The following is an 18080-nucleotide window of genomic DNA, read 5'->3' as shown; positions in this document are numbered from 1 at the left end:
GACCTTCGACTGACTGCCTCGGTAAGTTTTCTACCCAGTCCTGCATGATCCACGATCTGGGTGGTGGTCGCGATGGCAGTCCGGACCGGCGCGGAGCGTCTGGCCGGCAGTCCGGGGCTGGTGGGCGAGGGCCGGCTCGGGCTGATCACCAACTTCACCGGCGTCCTGCCGGACCTGCGGCCGACAGCCGTCGGCCTGCTGGACGCCGGCCTCCGGTTGACCGCGCTGTTCGGTCCCGAGCACGGTCTGCGCGGCACGGCCCAGGCCGGCGCGAGCGAGGCCGCGGGGATCGATGCCGACACCGGGCTGCCGGTCTTCGACACCTACGAGCGGCAGGGCGCCGCGCTGGACGAGTTGTTCGCGGACGTCGACGTCCTGCTGTTCGACATCCAGGACATCGGCACGCGGTTCTACACCTACATCTGGACGATGTACGACTGCCTGCAGGCGGCCGAGCGGCTCGGGAAGCGCTTCGTCGTCCTCGACCGGCCGAACCCGCTCGGCGGGGTGCGGGTCGAGGGACCGATGCTGCAGCCGGGCTTCGAGAGCTTCGTCGGGCGTGCGCCGATCCCGGTCCGGCACGGGCTGACCGTCGGCGAGTTGGCGTTGCACCTCGGCCACCACCTCGGCGCGGTCGAGGTGGTGGCCATGGAAGGCTGGACCCGGGACTCCTGGGGGACGGGCGGGGTCTGGGTGCCACCGTCGCCGAACATGCCGACGCTCGACACCGCGCTCGTCTACCCCGGCACCGGCCTCTTCGAGGGCACCAACCTCAGCGAGGGCCGGGGCACCACGCGTCCCTTCGAGACCATCGGTGCGCCCTTCCTGGACGACCGGTTCGTTCCGGCGTTGCGCGACTTCGAGCTGCCCGGCGTCGTCTTCCGGCGGACCTGGTTCCAGCCGGTCTTCTCCAAGTACGCCGGTGAGGTCGTGCCGGGGGTCCAGGTGCACGTCGTCGACCGGACGACGTACGAGCCGGTGCGGACCGCGCTGGAGATGCTGCACGTGCTGCGGCAGCTGTATCCGGACGACCTGCGGCTGCTGCCGTCACTCGACCGGTTGTGGGGCTCGGATTCGTTGCGCAAGGCCCTCGAATCCGGCGACGACCCGCTGACGCTGTTGCCTACGGCAACCCTCGACTGGGCCGGGACCCTGCTCTACGAAAGGACCGCGTGATGATCCGATCCTTCGAGGTGGGCGACGGCCCGGCGATCGCGGCGGCTTGGACCGCCGCGGCGCCGGCCGACCCGATCGGCTACCAGCGCTTCCGCGACCTGTTCCTGCTCGACCGGAACTTCGACCCCGCCGGGCTCCACGTCGCCGTTGTCGACAATCGGATCGTCGGCGCCGCGTACGCCGTACGCCGGCTGATCGCGGCGTCCGGTGACGACCTGGAGCCGTCGGCCGGGTGGATCCCGTTCTTCTTCGTGCACCCGGACCATCGCGGTCGTGGTCTCGGCCGGTCGCTGCTGACCGCGGCGCTGGACTGGCTCCGGGCGGAAGGACGGTCGGTGGCCTACTTCTCGTCGTACACGCCGAACTACTTCTTGCCGGGCCTCGACGTCGAGCGTTACCCGGAGGCGTTGCGGTTGCTCACGGGACTCGGCTTCGAGCGACAGTACGACGCGGTCGCGATGGACCGGAGTCTGGTCGGGTACTCGATACCCGCCGAGGTCCGGGCGCACCTGGCCGGACTGGTGGCCGACGGCTACAGCTTCGGTACGCCGACCGGGGACGAGCTGACCTCGTTGATCGCGATCGCGGGGTCGGAGTTCAACCCGGACTGGGCGCGGGCGATCCGAGAGGCCGCCGTCGCGGGACTGCCCCTCGAGCGGATCGTGCTCGCGCGCGACCCGGGCGGCCGGGTGCTCGGGTGGGCGATGCACGGGACGTACGAGGGCGTGATCGACCGGTTCGGTCCCTTCGGCGTCCTGCCGGCCTCGCGCGGCACCGGCCTGGGCAAGGTGCTGCTCCACCTCACGCTTGAGCGGATGGCGGGGCTCGGCGCGCACAGTGCCTGGTTCCTCTGGACCGGCGAGCAGTCCGCGGCCGGGCAGCTGTACCTCAAGACCGGGTTCACCATCACCCGCACGTTCACCATCCTCCGGGCTCCTCTGGGTCCGGACCGACGGAAGGACTGACATGCTCAAGAGAGGCGTACGGCTGGCCGTCGTCCTGGGGCTCTTGGCAACGGGCGCGGCCTGCTCGGGTGGCGAGGGTTCGGGGGACGGTGGCAAGGTGCAGCTCACGCTGCTGAGCCACTACGGGTCCGACCCGGCCAAGGGCGGGCTGGACAAGATGATCGCGCAGTGGAACCAGGAGAACCCGGACGTCCAGGTCAAGTCCGAGGTGGTGAAGTTCGACGACCTGCTCACCACCCTGACCGTCCGGCAGACCGGCGGCCGGGGCGCCGACATCGTCAGCGCCTACGGGCTCTGGGGCGGCCAGTTGCAGAAGGCGAACGTGCTCGCCGAGGTGCCCGACGACGTGGCCAAGAGCATCGAGTCCAGCTACAGCCCGGCCGCACTCGGCGCCGTCACCACGGGCGACACCCTGCTCGGCTACCCGACCGAGCTGAACACCTACGTGCTCTTCTACAACAAGAAGATCCTGGCCGACGCCGGCGTGACCAAGCCGCCGGCCACCTGGGCGGAGCTCCAGGACGTCGCCCGCAAGGTGGTCAAGCGGGATGCCAAGGGCAACATCCAGGTCGAGGGCCTGAGCCTGATCCAGGACGGCGACAACAAGTCGGTGCACCCGTTCCTGTCGCTGCTCGACGCGGCCGGCGGCACGTTCCTCGGCCCGGACGGCACCGCCCAGTTCGACAACGCCGAGGGCAAGGCGGCGCTGAAGCTCGAGGCCGACCTGGCCGGCGCCAAGGCGACCAACACCTCGGTGTCACCGACCAAGCAGTTCCGGAGCGGCGGCGTGGCGATGGCGATCCAGGCCGGCTGGTGGGTCGGCAGCCTGAAGACACAGATGGCGGCGAAGTACGCGTCCGACGTGGGCGTCACGGCGATCCCGGGACCGACCGCGGGCAGCAAGGGGTCGCTCGCCTACGGCTTCTTCATGGGGGTGAACCAGCGCAGCAAGCACGCCGACGAGGCGTGGAAGTTCCTCACCTGGCTGAACGAGCACAAGGCCGACAGCGGGGTGACCGGGATGGGCCAGTACCTCGCCGACATGGGTCTGATCCCGCCACGGACGTCCGACCTGACGACGCTGAAGAAGTCGCTGGACGACCCGAACCTGGTGCCGATCTACGACGCCGCGGCGTACGCGATGCCCGAGCCGAACCAGCCTGGCGCGTACGAGGCCAAGACCGCGCTGCACAACGCGATCATGACCGTTCTGGCCGACGGCAAGAGTCCGGACGAGGCGCTGGCCCAGGCCGCCAAGGCGGTCAAGCCGCAATGACGACCGCGGTCCGGATCGGCGCGCTGCGGGCGCCGGCCGCCCGGGTGTCGGGACTCCACCGCGAGGGCCGGGCGGCGTACCTGTTCCTGGCGCCGTCGCTGCTGTTCTTCTGCGTCTTCCTGATCCTGCCGTTCCTGTTCGCGATCGCGCTCGCGTTCTCCGACTGGGGCGGGTTCGACCTCGGCACGATCGAGTGGGCCGGGTTCTCGAACTTCGCCGAGGTGCTCAGCTTCGACGGTGCGTTCGTCCGGCCGATCTTGGTGAACACGCTGCTGTTCGCCTTCGGATCGGTGCTGCTGGCAACGGTTGGTTCGGTGCTGGTGGCGCACTGCATCGAGCAGCTGCACTTCCAGGGCTTCTGGCGGGTGCTCTACTTCCTGCCGGTGGTCGCGACGGTGGTGGCGATCGGCAACGTGTGGAAGATGATGTACCAGCCGGCCGGGCTGATCAACGGTCTGCTGAACACGCTCGGCGTCAACAGCATCGGCTTTCTCTCCGACGCGTCGTACGCGCTGCCGGCGGTGACCGTGGTGCACGCGTGGGCCTCGATCGGCGGCGCCGTACTGATCCTGACCGCCGGGCTCAAGTCGATCCCGCTGATGTACTACGAGGCCGCGGCCGTCGACGGGGCGTCGCCGTGGCGGATGTTCTGGCAGATCACGCTGCCGTTGCTGCGGCCGTCGCTGCTGTTCGTGCTGATCACGCAGTTCATCGGCGGCTTGCAGTCGTTCGCACTGATCATCGTGATGACCGGCGACGGCGGGCCGGTGAACGCGACCAACGTGGCAGCCTTCGAGATGTACCAGCAGGCGTTCAAGTTCGGCGCGTGGGGGACGGCGAGCGCGATGGCGATGGTGCTGTTCGTGGTCATCTTCGTGATCACGCTGCTGCAGCTGTGGATCGCCCGGCGGCGCGGGGAGGAGACGTCGTGAAGCGGCGCTTCCCGTGGTTCTCGTACCTGGTGGTGATCATCGGCGGGGTGGCGATGGTGCTGCCGTTCCTCGACATGGTGATGAGCTCGTTCAAGGGCGCGGGGGAGTACGGCGTGATCCCGTACAAGTTCCTGCCGGAGTCGTTCAGCCTGGACAACTACCGGGACGCGTTCTCCCAGCTCGAGCTCGGCCGGCTGTTCCGCAACAGCGTGATCGTCACGGTGAGCGTGACGGTGAGCGTGCTGGTCACGTCGTCGATGGCCGGTTACGCGCTGGCGAAGCTGCGGTTCCGCGGCCGGGCGGTGATCTTCCGGTTCATCCTGGCCACGATGATGCTGCCGCCGTTCCTGCTGCTCATTCCGGTGTTCCTGATCATGCTCAACTGGCCGCTGGCCGGGGGCAACGACATCCTCGGCCGCGGCGGCGACGGCGGTCTCACCACCAGCCTGCTCGCACTGATCCTGCCGTTCACCGTCAGCGGGTTCGGGATCTTCCTGATGCGCCAGTTCATGGTGTCGCTACCGGACGAGATGCTCGAGGCGGCCAGGATCGACGGCGCGAACCAGTGGCAGATCTGGCGGCTGATCGTGCTCCCGCAGACCAAACCGGTCGCGATCACCCTCGGCCTGATCACCTTCATCGGGATGTGGAACGAGTACATCTGGACGCTGCTGATCTCGTCCTCCGAGCCGTCGCTGCAGACCCTGCCGGTCGGTATCCAGCTGCTGCAGAGCTTCCTCGACCCGGACCGCACGATGCCCATCGTGATGGCCGGCCTGGTCGTCAGCACGCTGCCCGTGCTGGTCGTGTTCCTGCTGTTCCAGAAGTACTACGTGCGAGGCGTCGTACTGAGTGGCCTGAAGTGAGGAGTTGCTTGTGACCAGAACAGTGCTCGCCGTCGGAGCGCACATCGGCGACATGGACCTGACCGCCGGGCCGACGCTGGCCAAACTCGTGCTGGAAGGGGCCGACGCGACCATCGTCGCGCTGACCCCGGGCGAACGCGGCCACCCCCGGCTCACGCCGTCGGAGTACAAGAAGCAGAAGATCGCCGAGGGGTCCGCGTTCGCGGAGGCGATCGGTGCGGACTTCATCGTGCTCGACCACAGCGACGGTTTCCTCGCCGACACCGACGACGTCGCGGTCGAGCTGGCCACGATCTTCCGCGAGAAGCAGCCGGACACGGTGATCACCCACTGGAAGCACAGCATTCACCGCGACCACGAGAACGCCGCCACCCTCACCGAGCGGGCGCGTTTCCTGTCCGGGCTGCCCATGGACGAGGCCGACGTCCTCGCCGAGTCACTCGGCGACGGCTTCCGGAAACTCGCCGCCCTGCCGCGACACGGGATCCGCTCCGTCCTGCACGCCGAGAACTGGGAGGACATGGAGGGCTTCACCCCGTCGCTCTACGTCCCCATCCCCGACGAGGCCTTCTACCGCTGGGTCTCCGCCATCCGCCACCAGGCCTTCGCCCGCGGCGAGACCTATGGCTTCCGCTACATCGACTACTACACCGCCCTCATGACCACCCGAGGCTGCCTCGCCGGCTACCCCCGAGCCTGCGCCTTCCACACCAACCAATCCCCCGAAATCACCAAACTCGCCGGCCCCTAGCCGGTCCCGCAACTCTCCGTAACGAGTCCCAACGCCACCCGATGTACCAGGTGGGAGTGCCGGCGCGTTCAGCCGACGAACAGCGTCGGGTGCCGGCACATGGGGGACATCATGGGACCAGCAATCCAGGGCTACTTGGCAACATCCGGCATCTTGTCGCTCGTCGGAGCAGGCATCGGCTGGCTGATCTTCAACCAGACCGCCACTCCAGCACCGAACTGCGTCCTGCCAGGAAACGACGTCTGCCTCGAGGCTCTCGGCATGAGCTTCCTGCCCTTCGTGATCCTCACTGCAGCCATCGGCGGCGCGATCGGCCTGGGCATCCAGTACGCCAAAGGCCAGATCGGCTAGGTGTGGCCGGGCGGTCCGATGGCGGCTGCGCGACCGTCGCCGGGGCTGGTGCGCGCTCCCGCGTGCTCTCCACGGTAGGCGGGCGACAGCACGCGCGGATGCGGTGCCCGGCGACCGCGAGTGCCCCGGTGGAACGCGGTCGCCGGCGAGAGCACCTGAGTCAGCGGCGATGAGCCGCGCGAACGGGTAGGTGGGGCTGCAGGGCGAGCACGCGACGCAGGAGCGGGCGTAGCCGGCTGCGAGGGGTTCTGCGGGCTCCGTCGGGATTCGGGTCAGGAGGCGTCGGCTTTGCGGACCCAGACTTCTCGGATGATGAGGAGGATGGCGGCGGCCGAGGGGATGGCGAGGAGAGCGCCGACCACGCCGAGGAGGGCGCCGCCGAGGAGGGCGGCGATGACTGTGACGGCACCTGGGATGTCGACGGCTCGGCGCATGATGCGCGGGGCGATCACGTAGTTCTCGACCTGCTGGTAGATGATGCCGTACGCCAGGCACGCCACGCCGGTCCACAGGCCCATGGTGAAGCCGATCAGCGCGACGATGACGACGCCGATCAGGCCACCGACCATCGGGATGAACGCGGTGAACATGACCACGATCGCCAGCGCCAGGGCGTACTCGCGCAGGCCGACGATCTGCAGGAACACGAACATGAAGAACCCGGCGCAGGCCGCGACCAGGAACTGGCCGCTGACGTAGCCGCCGACCCGGCTGAGGACCTCGTCGCCGAGGATGGAGACGCGCTGCCGGCGGGTGGCCGGGACCAGGCTGTACGCCGCCCGCTTCACCGACGGCAGGGACGCAAGGAAGTACAGCGTCAGGATGAGGATGGTGAACGCGGAGAACAGCGCGTTCGCGACCACCCGGCCGACGCCGAGGATGCCGCCGAACGCACGCTGCGCCAGCGCCGGGTCCTGGACGTAGTCCTGGGCCTTCTGGATGAACTGGTAGCGCTCGTTGAGCTCGTTCAGGGTCCGCGACTTGGTCAGCAGGTCGAGCCACTCGGGCGCGTTCCGGATCAGGCTGTTGATCTGGTCGGTGACTACCGGCACGATCGCGAAACCGACGCCGGCGACCGCGAGGATCATCAGCAGGAACACGACGCCGACGGACAGGCCGCGTTTGAGGCCGCGGCGCATGAACCACTCGACCAGCGGGTTCAGGCCGACGGCGATGAACATCGAGACCAGCAGCAGGATGAGGACGGAGCGGGCCTGGCCGAGGGCGTTCCACAGACCCCAGGCGACGAGTACGCCGAGGGCCGCGAAGAACCCGAACACGAAGGGGTTGGACCGGCCGAGCGGCGGACCCGGCCGGCCCATCCCGACGTCGGGGTGCCGTTGGTCGATCAGCAGCTCACCGGCCAGGTTCTCGTCCTTCCCGGCCGTCCCCTGCACCTGATCCGCCGACCGCTCAACCAACTCAGCCGACTTGTCAGCCTGATCAGCCGACTTGTCAGCTTCACCGGCGGACCGGTCAGCGTGCTCCGCCGCCGCGTCAGCCTTGCCCGCGGCACCCTCCGCCTCGTCGGCGGAGTCGTCCGCCTTGTCGGCGGCGTGATCCGCCTCGACGGCGGACGTGTCTGCCTGGCCGGCTGATGTGGTTGCCTTGCGGGCGGCGGTGCCTGCTTGGTCTGCCAATCCTTCGGCGTCGTCTGCGGACGCGTCGGCCTTGTCCGCGGAGGAGTCGGCTCGGTCGGCTGAGGTGTCGGCGCGGTGGGCGGACTGGCCGGCATGATTGGCGGCGGTGTCAGCCTCATCAGCAGACTTGTCGGCTTCACCGGCGGAGGCGTCGGCTTCCACGGCGGAGCGCTCGGCGGATTGTGCCGAGGTCTCTGCCTGCCGGGCGGCGGTTTCCGCCTCGGCCGCGGCGGCCCGGGCCTCGCGGGTGGCTTCGGCGAGGTCGTGGTCGGGCGTCGCTGTGGAGTTGTCGTCGCCGGGTGGCGTCACATCTTGTCCTTCGGGGATCGCGAGCCGGCAGCGGCCTCGTCGGGCTTCTCGTCGTCGGCCGGCTCCTCGTCGGCGTCCTGGGCGGAGGCCGAGGCGTCCGGAACCGCCTGCACCCGAGTCTCCTCGTCCGCGAGGTCACTCAGCCGGAACTCGTCGATCCTGGTCGAGTCGGCCGGCTCGTCGTCGGTGTCCACGGGACCGCCGGCGGTCCTGCTGGCCAGCTCGTCGGCGTCCTTGGCGTCCACCCGCAGGCCGGTGTCGATCCGCGTCTCGTCCACGCGCGCGTCACCCGCGCCGCTGCCGACGAACGGGCTCGCGCCGGTGAACGGCCCGTCCTCGTCCTCGTCGTACGCCGCGTCAGCAGCCGTGGACCTGGGCGCGAACGGGCTGTCGGCCGGAGCCTCGTCCGCGGCAGCGAAAGCCCCCCGACCGGACGCATCACCCGCGGCCGCAAAAGAGCCCCGACCGGACGCGTCACCCTCGGCCGCCAAAGACCCTCGACCGGACGCGTCGTCCTTCTCCGCGAACCCGCCGGCCGCCCCGTTCTTCACCGCGAACGGACTGTCGGCCGGCGCCTGGTCCTCGGCCGCAAAGGATCCCCGACCGGACGCGTCGCTCTTAGCCGCGAACGGATTGTCGGCGGGCGTCCCGTTCTTCGGCGCGAAGGGGCTGTCGGCCGGAGCCTCGTCCGACGTCGCAGGGGTGTAAGAGGTCTCGCGGGCGGTGAAACCACCGCTCGCCGCCTCCGACTCCGCCGGCGGTACGGCGTCCCGCGGCGCGAACGGGCTGCCCGCCGGGGCCACCGTCTCGGCCGGCGGAGCGAAAGCAGGCGCCGCGGCCGGCGAGGCGGGTGCGGTCCCGGACGCCGGGGGAGGCGTCTGCGGCCGGGCGAACGGGTTCACGTACGCCGGGGCCGCCGTCTCGGAGTCGAGCTCCGCGGCCTGCCGGGCGATGTTGCTGGCGATCTCGTTCAGCCCGGCGATCTGGGTGAGGATGCCGTCGCGGCGCTTGGCCAGCCGCTCGGTCTCGCGGGCGACGATCGTCCGCGACCGCTCGGCCTCGTCGGCGGCGTTGGCCAGCTCGGCCTCGGAGCGGGTCCGGGCGGTGGTCAGCAGCTGCTCGGCCTCGCGGCGGGCACGGCTGAGGGTCCGCTCGGCCGACTCCTCGGCCTCGGCGCGGATCTTGCGGGCCTGCTCGGTCGCCTCGGCGACCCGCCGCTCGGAGGCCTCGGCCGCCTCGCGCATCTGGGTGGTCAGGTTCTCGGTGTCGGCCGCGATCTGCTGGTGCTTGTCGGCCAGCTCCTTGGCCTGCTGCTCGCGCTCGTCGGCGAGCCGGGCCCGGAGCGCGGCGGACTCGCGCTGGATCGCGGTCCGGATCTTCTCGGCCTCGTGCAGGGCGCCGTTCTTCAGCGTGCTGGCCTGGGACTCGGCGGTCAGCATCAGCTGCTCGGCCTTGCGCCGGGCGGTCTGCAGCACCTCCGCGGCCTCGGTCTCCGCGGTCCGGCGCAGCTCGGCGGCGTCGCCCTCGGCCGTCCGGCGCATGCTGTCGGCCTCGTTCAGCGCGACCGAGCGGATGTCCTCGGCCTCGCGCTCGCCGGTCGCCCGGGACGCGGCCGCCTCCTTGGCCGCGGTCGCGCGCAGCTCGTCGGCCTCCCGGCGGGCCTCCTCGAGCGCCTCGGACGCCTGGTCCTGGGCGAGCCGGAGGATCTGCGCCGCCCGGTCGCCGAGACCGGCGTACGACGGGTTGGCGCTGGCCTCGAGCTGGCGCCGGGTCTCCTCGAGCTGACGCTGCATCGGAGCGACACTGGCCTGGAGCTCGTCGGCCCGGTTCCGGGCTTCGACGAGTTGCATCTCCAGCGCGCGGACGTAGTCGTCCACGGCCTGCTTGTCGTACCCACGGCGACTGACCGGGAATCCCCCGGCCGCGGTCGCCGTACGGTCGAAGAACGGCAGGCTCGACTCGTCAGGCATTTCCCGAGATTCCCTTCTGGCGGCTCATGGTGAATCCCCCACCTTAAGCCTGTCAGAACCGGGCGTAACCGGCCAATCGGCCCCGAGGGCGATTACCTGTTGCGGAAGCGATTGATCGCGTCCGCATGCTGTTCCCGCAGCGCGGTGTCCCGAACCCCCAGGCCTTCGGCCGGCGCGAGCGTCAGGACGCCGACCTTCCCCTGGTGCAGGTTGCGGTGGACGTCGTACGCCGCCTGGGCGGTCTCCTCCAGCGGGTACACCTTGCTCACCGTCGGGTGGACCATGCCCTTGGCAATCAACCGGTTCGCCTCCCACGCCTCGCGGTAGTTGGCGAAATGGGAGCCGATGATCCGTTTCAGGTTCATCCACAGGTAGCGGTTGTCGTACTCGTGCATGAACCCGGACGTCGACGCGCAGGTCACGATCGTGCCGCCGCGGCGGGCGACGTACACCGAGGCGCCGAAGGTCTCCCGGCCCGGGTGCTCGAAGACGATGTCAGGGTCGTCGCCGCCGGTCAGCTCGCGGATCCGGGCGCCGAACCGCTTCCACTCCTTCTGGTCCTGGGTCGTCTCGTCCTTCCAGAACCGGTAGCCCTCGGCCGACCGGTCGATGATCAGCGAGGCGCCCATCGACCGGCAGATCTCCGCCTTCTCCGGGGACGACACCACGCACACCGGGATCGCCCCGCCGTTCAGCGCGAACTGCGTCGCGTAGGACCCGAGGCCTCCGGACGCGCCCCAGATCAGGACGACGTCGCCCTGCTTCATGTTCGCGCCGTTGGCCGAGACGAGTTGCCGGTACGCCGTACTGTTCACCAGCCCCGGGGACGCGGCCTCCTCCCAGGTGAGGTGGTCGGGCTTGGGCATCAGCTGGTTCGACTTCACCAGCGCGAGCTCGGCCAGCCCGCCGAAGTTGGTCTCGAACCCCCAGATCCGCTGCTCGGAGTCGAGCATGGTGTCGTTGTGCCCGTCCGGCGACTCGAGCTCGACCGACAGGCAGTGCGCGACCACCTCGTCGCCGGGCTTCCACGCGTTCACCCCCGGCCCGGTGCGCAGGACGACGCCGGCCAGGTCGGAGCCGACCACGTGGTACGGCAGGTCGTGGCGGGCGGTCAGCGGGGACAGCTTCCCGTATCGCTTCAGGAAGGAGAAGGTGGACACCGGCTCGAAGATCGACGTCCACACCGTGTTGTAGTTGATCGCGCTCGCCATCACCGCGACCAGCGCCTCACCCGGCCCGAGCTCCGGAGTCGGTACGTCGTCCAGGTGGAGGCTCTTGCGCGGATCCTTCTCCTTGCTGTCCAGACCCTCGAACATGCCCGCGTCGCCGGCGTGCACGGTGATGCCGCGGTAGTGGTCCGGTACGTCGAGCGCGCCGACGGCGGCGGTGTCACCGGACAGGATCGCGTCGAGGATCTGCTTCACGTCGTACCTCCTGGAGCGGCGGTCTTGGGTGAGCGGAACTTACCGCTGAGTATGCACGTGTCGCTGTGCGTTGTAACACAACGAGACGACCGTCACTTTTTCAGTCCACCGTTGTCAGTGGTCTTATCACCGCAGGCGGGTGTGCAGCCTCACCTGGGTGACGTCGTCGCCCGATCGCAGCTGGACCAGATCGCACAGCTGGTTGGCCAGCCAGACCCCGCGCCCGCCGAGGCCGTCGAGCGGTGGCAGCACCCGGCCGACCAGCAGGTCGTCGATCCGGCCGCGGTCGGCCACGTCGCAGATCAGGAAGCCGTCGGCGACCCAGACCGACAAGGTCCCGCGGCCGCCGCCGAAGCGGATGCTGTTCGTGCAGATCTCGTGCAACGCCAGCGCCAGGTCGTCCAGCCGGTCCCGGGAGACGCCGTACGACGACGCCTGCGCGTTCACCCACTGCCGCACCTGCCCGAGGTCGGCCAGCCCGAACTCCCACCGCTCGGCCCGATCGGGTACGTCGATCAGCGGCGTACGGAACGTCTTCTCCGCCAGGGCCTCCGCGCCGGAGTGGGTCGCGGTCGGGTCGATGCCGACCGAGGCCTCGTACGGACAGATCAGCCGGAAGCGCTTGTCGTGCGCGAACGCAACGTCGAGCAAGGCCTCGTGCAGCACGGCCTCGTCGTACTCCGCCGCGCTCCGGCCCGAGTAGGCCGGCTCGCCGAGGCCCCGGACCGGGCGGCCCGGGTGTCGCTCGAGGGCGTCTCGCCAGAGCGGGATCAGCCGGGCGGGGTTGCGGCCGGCGGTCGTCATGTCGACGAAGCCGACGTGGTCGCCCTCCGGCCCGAGGGCCTCACGCAGGGCGACGATCCGGGACGGCGGCAGGGCAGCCACGACTGCCTCACCTGTTGCCAGGCCGTCGCGGACGAAGGGTGTCGCGAGCCGCACGAAGTCCTCGTCCGATCCGTAGACGAAGGCGCCGTGCTGGAACCCCGTCGGCACACCGCCCACCGAGCCGGTGGCGCTGCTCCTCAGCACCCGAACAGCGTAGTCCGCGAATCGCGGGTCGGCATGGGTTCGTCGCGTGCCGTCACCGCCCGTGGGAGCGCGGTAACAGTGAGCCTTCCTCAGCTATGCCGGCTCGACCAGTTCGACGAGAACGCCGCCCGCCGACTTCGGGTGGATGAAGTTGACCCGCGAGCCCGCGGTGCCGCGTCTCGGCTCGTCGTACAGCAGCCGGGCACCGCGCTCGCGCAGGGTCGCGGACACCGCGTCCAGATCGCGCACCCGGTAGGCGAGCTGCTGGATGCCCGGACCGCGCTGGTCGAGGAACTTCGCGATCGGCGAGGACTCCGACAACGGCGCCAGCAGCTGGATCGACGACCCCGACCCGCCGACCGACAGCATCGCCTCGCGGACGCCCTGCTCCTCGTTGATCTCCTCGTGCGCGACGGTCATCCCGAACACGTCGGCGTAGTACCGGACGGCCTCGTCGAAGTCGGCCACGGCGATGCCCACGTGGTCGATCGCCTCGAACAGGCCGGTCGTGGTGGCGGTGGGGTGGTCCATGCCGTCAGGGTGGCCCAGCGGACCGGACGAAGCCAATCGAAAGTGGCCGATGCGACACCGCACCCAGTGCGACACTGGGGAGATGGCGGGGGATGTCGTCATCGGACTCAGCCGGCTGCTGGCGGGCGTCCGGCCCTGGCGCGCGCCCGGTGCCTTCCGCCGGCACGGCCTGACCCTGGCCACCCTGACAACCCTTGCCGCACGCAACTATCCGCGCGACATCGCGCTGATCGACGACGACGGTCCGATCACGTACGCCGAGCTCGACCGGCTCACGCGCGAGCACCCCGGCGGCGAACGGATCGCGGTCCGCGAGCCGAACGGCCGCGCGTTCGTCGCGGCCGTCGTCGCCGGGCTGCGGGCCAACGCCGACGTCGTGCTCGCCGATCCGCAGGCGCCCGCGGTCGAGGTCGGATCGCAGCGGGCCGGGTGCCGCGGTCAGGTCGTGGTGATGACGTCCGGCAGCACCGGTACGCCGAAGGCCGTGGACCGGAAGATCAGCGTGACCCAGGCCGTACCGATCGCGACCCTGGTGCGCCGATTGCCCTTGCAGCGTGGGGTTCCGCTGGTGGTGACCCAGCCCTTCTTCCACGGGTTCGGGGTGGGCTTCCTCGCGCTGGGACTGGTCTTCGGGATGCCGGTCGTGGTCCGCCGGCAGTTCCGGCCGGACGACGTGGCCGGGTTTTTGCGCGACCACCCCGGCGCTGTGCTGACCGGCGTACCTCCGATGTTGTCGAAGGTTGCGCGGACCGGGGTCGAGGTGCCGCTCGCTGCCGTGGTGAGCGGTGGTGGGCAGTTGCATCCGGTCGTGGCGGAGCGGTTGACGAAGGCCTTCGGGCCGATGCTGTTCAACCTCTACGGATCCACTGAGCTCGGGTGGTCGACGCTCGCCACACCGGCCGAGCTGCGGGAGGCGCCGGGCACGATCGGTCGCCCGGCGGCCGGCGTACGGCTCGCGGTCGTCGGGGACGACGGGCGGACGGTGCGTGCCGGCGCGATCGGCCATCTGTACGTCGGTGGGCGGCTGGCCGGCCGGCTGGCCGACTCCGGTGATCTCGGGCACCGCGACTCGGCCGGGCGGTACTTCGTCGACGGCCGGGCCGACGACCTGGTCGTGACCGGCGGGGAGAACGTGTTCCCGATCGAGGTGGAGAACGTCCTGCTCGGTCACCCGGCGGTGGCCGACGTCCGCGTCACCGGCGTACCGGATGAGGAGTACGGCGCCCGGCTCGAGGCGCACGTCGTCCGCCGGAGCCCGGTGGATGCCTGGGAGTTGCGCCGGTTCGCGCGGGCCCGTCTGAGTCCGGCGAAGGTGCCCCGGACGGTCACCTTCGTGGCCGAGCTGCCGGTCACGCCGACCGGCAAACCGGACCGCCGTGTGACCTGATCGACAGGGTCCGACCAGGGGCGTACCACTGCCTTCGCAGGTATCGTGACAGCATGTCTGACACGCGGAATCACAGCGTCATCGTCGCCGGTGCACGGACCCCGATCGGGCGGTTGCTGGGCGGTCTCAAGGGCTTCACCGGAGCCGAGCTCGGTGGGTTCGCGATCAAGGGCGCGCTGGCGAAGGCCGGGGTCGCGCCGGACCAGGTCGAGTACGTGATCATGGGCCAGGTGCTGCAGGCCGGCGGCGGTCAGATCACCGCCCGCCAGGCCGCGGTCAAGGCCGGTGTCCCGATGAACGTCCCGGCCATCACGATCAACAAGGTCTGCCTGTCCGGCCTGAATGCGATCGCGCTCGCCGACCAGCTGATCCGCGCCGGTGAGTACGAGATCGTCGTCGCCGGCGGGATGGAGTCGATGACGAACGCGCCGCACCTGCTGCCGAAGTCCCGCGAGGGCTTCAAGTACGGCGACGTGCCGCTGGTCGACTCGATGGCGTTCGACGGGTTGTGGGACGCCTTCACCGACCAGGCGATGGGTGCGCTCACCGACCAGGCGAACACCGAGGGCCTGAAGCTGAGCCGCGAGGAGCAGGACGAGTTCAGCGCTCGCTCGCACCAGCAGGCCGCCGCGGCCTGGAAGAACGGCGTGTTCGCCGACGAGGTCGTGCCGGTCGAGGTGCCGCAGCGCAAGGGCGACCCGATCGTGGTCGACAGCGACGAGGGCGTCCGCAGCGACACCTCGGTCGAGTCGCTGGCCAAGCTGCGGCCGGCCTTCGGCAAGGACGGCACCATCACCGCCGGCTCGGCCTCGCAGATCTCCGACGGCGGGTGCGCCGTGGTCGTGATGAGCAAGGCGAAGGCCGAGGAGCTCGGGCTGAGCTGGATCGCCGAGCTCGGCGCGCACGGCTCGGTCGCGGGTCCGGACTCGTCGCTGCAGAGCCAGCCGGCGAACGCGATCGTGAAGGCCTGCGCGAAGGAGGGCATCGAGCCGGCCGCGCTCGACCTGGTCGAGATCAACGAGGCCTTCGCGGCCGTCGGGATCGCGTCCGCGCGCGAACTGCAGGTCGACCTCGACAAGGTCAACGTCAACGGCGGCGCGATCGCGCTCGGCCACCCGATCGGCATGTCCGGCGCCCGGCTCGTGCTGCACCTCGCGCTGGAGCTGCAGCGTCGCGGTGGCGGTGTCGGCGCCGCGGCCCTGTGCGGTGGTGGCGGCCAGGGCGACGCTCTGATCGTGCGGGTGCCGAAGTCCTGATGCCCCGGCGCACCGCCCCCGTCGGCGAGCTGGTCGAGCGGGCCCGGGAGGGCGACTCCCGGGCCGTCGCCCGGTTGATCTCACTGGTCGAGGACGAGTCCCCGCTCCTCCGCGAGGTGATGGCGGCGCTGTCGCCGTACGCCGGGAACGCGCACATCGTCGGGATCACGGGCTCGCCGGGGGTCGGCAAGTCCACGTCGACGTCGGCGCTGGTCTCGGCGTACCGGGAGACCGGGAAGCGGGTCGGCGTCCTCGCGGTCGACCCGTCGTCGCCGTTCTCCGGCGGTGCCCTGCTGGGGGACCGGGTGCGGATGCAGGATCACGCGACCGACGCCGGGGTGTTCATCCGGTCGATGGCGTCCCGCGGGCACCTGGGCGGCCTGGCGTGGTCGACGCCGCAGGCGCTGCGGGTGCTGGACGCGGCCGGGTTCGACGTCGTGCTGGTGGAGACGGTCGGGGTCGGGCAGTCCGAGGTGGAGATCGCCGGGATGGCCGACACCACCCTGGTCCTGCTGGCGCCCGGGATGGGCGACGGCATCCAGGCGGCCAAGGCCGGCATCCTCGAGGTCGGCGACATCTACGTGGTGAACAAGGCGGATCGCGACGGCGTCCAGAACCTCACCCGCGAGCTGCGGGCGATGCTCGCGCTGGCCGACCGGCCGGACGGTGCGTGGGTGCCGCCGATCCTCAAAACGGTTGCCTCGCGCAACGAGGGGGTCGCCGAGGTGGTCGCCGCGGTCGACGACCGGCTGGCCTGGATGGAGTCCAACGGCGTGCTGGACGAACGCCGGCGCAGCCGGGCCCGGGACGAGATCGAGGCGATCGCGATGACGGCGCTGCGCTCCCGGTTCGCCCACCTGCACGGCGACGCCCGGCTCGACGTGCTCGCGGCCAAGGTCGCCGAGGGCAACACCGACCCCTACACCGCCGCCGACGAGCTGATCGCGGCCCTCTGAGCGGGTACGGGCTGCAACACTCGACCACACTCTGTCACTTTGTGTCGTCGCGTGGGGCAGGAGTGACTCGAGTGCCGAAATCGGGCAAAGTACGCCGGTTTTCGCCGCGACGATGCGATCCGCGTCTCACGGCGGCGCGCCGGTGGCTGCCATGCCCCCGAATCCGTTACAGAATGGGACTTGTAGCTGGTGAGCATTGTGCGGTGGGCTGTGTTCAGTCAGTGACAATTGGTGACGGTCCGTGATACAAACACAAACACAGTCGACCGAGTGGTTGCGAACGAGGAGTGGTGACATGCCGAAGAAGCTGTTGATCTGGTCGGTCATCGCCTTTGCCGGCTTCTATCTGTTCACTCAGCCGGCGAACGCCGCCGACGCGGTGGGAGGCGCGTTCTCGGCCGTCGGCGACGCGTTCGGGAGCGTGATCACCTTCCTGACCGCGCTGTTCAACTGATCTGCGGTCCGAGTGTCCCGTTGCGAGCGATCGTGCGGGACACTTGGCTGTACGGGGTCACCCGACAGCGTGACAGGGGAGTGAGCGGATGGCCGGAATAGGCCTGTTCCGGATCTTCGATCCGAAGGTCCGGCGCCATCTGATCTCGGACGAGGGCGAGGTCGTCATCGACGAGGTCCGGCAGCACTGGGTCGTGTTCATACCGCCGATGCTCGAAGTGGCGCTGGCGACCGCCCTGCTGGTAGCGCTGGCGACCGACTCGATCGGCGGCACCCAGGTGCTGCTGGCGATCGTGCTGATCCTGCTCATGCACGCCTTCTGGCAGTTCCTCACCCATCACCGCGACCGGTTCGTGGTCACCAACATGCGGGTGATGCGGATCCGCGGCGTCTTCTCCCAGACGGTCGCGACCACCCCGATCGCGCGGGTCCTGGACATCACCCTGCAGAAACCGATCGTCGGGCGGATCTTCGGCTACGGCCACTTCGTCTTCGAGTCCGCGGCGCAGGACCAGGGCTTCCGGGAGATCCGGTGGGTCAGCCGCCCGGACGACCGCGACCTGACCATCCAGCGCGTCATCCAGCGCACCGGGCTGCGCGCGTCGGCGAGTGTCGACGTGGTGCAGGGCGACGACGACACCGACGACGACGGCACCGGTCCGATTGGGATGGACTCCGCGCACGAGGTCTCCACCACGGTGGCGCCGACGCCCGCCGCGCAGCAGTCCCGCCCGGCCGCCTCCGGCACCAAGTCGATCTTCAACAGCGAACGCGGCAACTGGACCGACGACGACCGCGACTGACGTCG

17 protein-coding genes are annotated in these 18080 nt (G+C 70.0%); 12 read left to right on the top strand and 5 right to left on the bottom strand.

The features are described from left to right. The first annotated feature begins 72 nt into the window (after positions 1 to 72). The 7 genes from ACQPYZ_RS25125 to ACQPYZ_RS25095 all read left to right on the top strand — a co-directional run bounded on the left by ACQPYZ_RS25125 (position 73) and on the right by ACQPYZ_RS25095 (position 6317). Positions 73 to 1176, top strand: coding sequence for an exo-beta-N-acetylmuramidase NamZ family protein (locus ACQPYZ_RS25125; protein WP_433160427.1), 1104 nt, complete (start codon positions 73 to 75; stop codon positions 1174 to 1176). Further along, positions 1176 to 2141, top strand: coding sequence for a GNAT family N-acetyltransferase (locus tag ACQPYZ_RS25120; protein WP_433160425.1), 966 nt, complete (start codon positions 1176 to 1178; stop codon positions 2139 to 2141). Before ACQPYZ_RS25125 ends, ACQPYZ_RS25120 begins: the two co-directional genes overlap by 1 nt. A gap of 1 nt (position 2142) precedes the next feature. Then, positions 2143 to 3417, top strand: a complete 1275-nt coding sequence (locus ACQPYZ_RS25115; RefSeq protein ID WP_433160423.1) for an extracellular solute-binding protein — start codon at positions 2143 to 2145, stop codon at positions 3415 to 3417. After that, positions 3414 to 4349: a carbohydrate ABC transporter permease gene (locus ACQPYZ_RS25110; RefSeq protein WP_433160422.1), complete on the top strand. Its 936-nt coding sequence runs from the start codon at positions 3414 to 3416 to the stop codon at positions 4347 to 4349. Before ACQPYZ_RS25115 ends, ACQPYZ_RS25110 begins: the two co-directional genes overlap by 4 nt. Beyond that, positions 4346 to 5215 (top strand): carbohydrate ABC transporter permease, encoded by an 870-nt coding sequence (locus tag ACQPYZ_RS25105; protein WP_433160420.1) that lies wholly within the window; start codon positions 4346 to 4348, stop codon positions 5213 to 5215. The genes ACQPYZ_RS25110 and ACQPYZ_RS25105 overlap by 4 nt, the downstream gene beginning before the upstream one ends. A gap of 10 nt (positions 5216 to 5225) precedes the next feature. Further along, on the top strand, positions 5226 to 5966 hold the full coding sequence (locus ACQPYZ_RS25100) for a PIG-L deacetylase family protein (RefSeq protein WP_433160419.1): 741 nt from the start codon (positions 5226 to 5228) through the stop codon (positions 5964 to 5966). Between the two features lie 99 nt (positions 5967 to 6065). Further along, positions 6066 to 6317, top strand: a complete 252-nt coding sequence (locus tag ACQPYZ_RS25095; protein WP_433160417.1) for a hypothetical protein — start codon at positions 6066 to 6068, stop codon at positions 6315 to 6317. 272 nt (positions 6318 to 6589) lie between these two features. Here ACQPYZ_RS25095 and ACQPYZ_RS25090 read toward each other — a convergent pair whose 3' ends face one another. The 5 genes from ACQPYZ_RS25090 to mce all read right to left on the bottom strand — a co-directional run bounded on the left by ACQPYZ_RS25090 (position 6590) and on the right by mce (position 13220). Continuing rightward, positions 6590 to 8266: an AI-2E family transporter gene (locus ACQPYZ_RS25090; protein ID WP_433160415.1), complete on the bottom strand. Its 1677-nt coding sequence runs from the start codon at positions 8264 to 8266 to the stop codon at positions 6590 to 6592. Beyond that, entirely contained in the window at positions 8263 to 10236 is a 1974-nt protein-coding gene (locus ACQPYZ_RS25085) for a transposase (RefSeq protein WP_433160414.1), read from the bottom strand. The genes ACQPYZ_RS25090 and ACQPYZ_RS25085 overlap by 4 nt, the downstream gene beginning before the upstream one ends. 92 nt (positions 10237 to 10328) lie before the next feature. Further along, positions 10329 to 11660, bottom strand: coding sequence for a crotonyl-CoA carboxylase/reductase (gene ccrA / locus ACQPYZ_RS25080; protein WP_433160412.1), 1332 nt, complete (start codon positions 11658 to 11660; stop codon positions 10329 to 10331). A gap of 126 nt (positions 11661 to 11786) precedes the next feature. After that, the gene (locus ACQPYZ_RS25075; protein WP_433160410.1) at positions 11787 to 12689 is read right to left on the bottom strand and encodes an anti-sigma factor RsbA family regulatory protein; all 903 of its coding nucleotides are present in this window, start codon (positions 12687 to 12689) and stop codon (positions 11787 to 11789) included. A gap of 93 nt (positions 12690 to 12782) precedes the next feature. Further along, entirely contained in the window at positions 12783 to 13220 is a 438-nt protein-coding gene (gene mce, locus ACQPYZ_RS25070; RefSeq protein WP_433160408.1) for a methylmalonyl-CoA epimerase, read from the bottom strand. 82 nt (positions 13221 to 13302) lie between these two features. Between mce and ACQPYZ_RS25065 the strand changes: the two genes are divergently transcribed. The 5 genes from ACQPYZ_RS25065 to ACQPYZ_RS25045 all read left to right on the top strand — a co-directional run bounded on the left by ACQPYZ_RS25065 (position 13303) and on the right by ACQPYZ_RS25045 (position 18075). Continuing rightward, the gene (locus ACQPYZ_RS25065) at positions 13303 to 14607 is read left to right on the top strand and encodes an AMP-binding protein (protein WP_433160406.1); all 1305 of its coding nucleotides are present in this window, start codon (positions 13303 to 13305) and stop codon (positions 14605 to 14607) included. Positions 14608 to 14660: 53 nt separating this feature from the next. After that, a complete protein-coding gene (locus ACQPYZ_RS25060; protein ID WP_433160404.1) occupies positions 14661 to 15863 on the top strand; it encodes an acetyl-CoA C-acetyltransferase in 1203 nt (400 codons plus the stop codon). Continuing rightward, positions 15863 to 16819 (top strand): methylmalonyl Co-A mutase-associated GTPase MeaB, encoded by a 957-nt coding sequence (meaB, locus tag ACQPYZ_RS25055; RefSeq protein ID WP_433160403.1) that lies wholly within the window; start codon positions 15863 to 15865, stop codon positions 16817 to 16819. The genes ACQPYZ_RS25060 and meaB overlap by 1 nt, the downstream gene beginning before the upstream one ends. A gap of 295 nt (positions 16820 to 17114) precedes the next feature. Beyond that, entirely contained in the window at positions 17115 to 17273 is a 159-nt protein-coding gene (locus ACQPYZ_RS25050; protein WP_165949072.1) for a hypothetical protein, read from the top strand. Positions 17274 to 17361: 88 nt separating this feature from the next. After that, positions 17362 to 18075, top strand: coding sequence for a PH domain-containing protein (locus ACQPYZ_RS25045; protein WP_433160402.1), 714 nt, complete (start codon positions 17362 to 17364; stop codon positions 18073 to 18075). Positions 18076 to 18080 lie beyond the last annotated feature (5 nt).

It is taken from the genome of Kribbella sp. CA-247076, assembly GCF_050942445.1.
Lineage (GTDB): Bacteria > Actinomycetota > Actinomycetes > Propionibacteriales > Kribbellaceae > Kribbella.
This window is presented reverse-complemented; position numbering and strand designations above follow the sequence as displayed.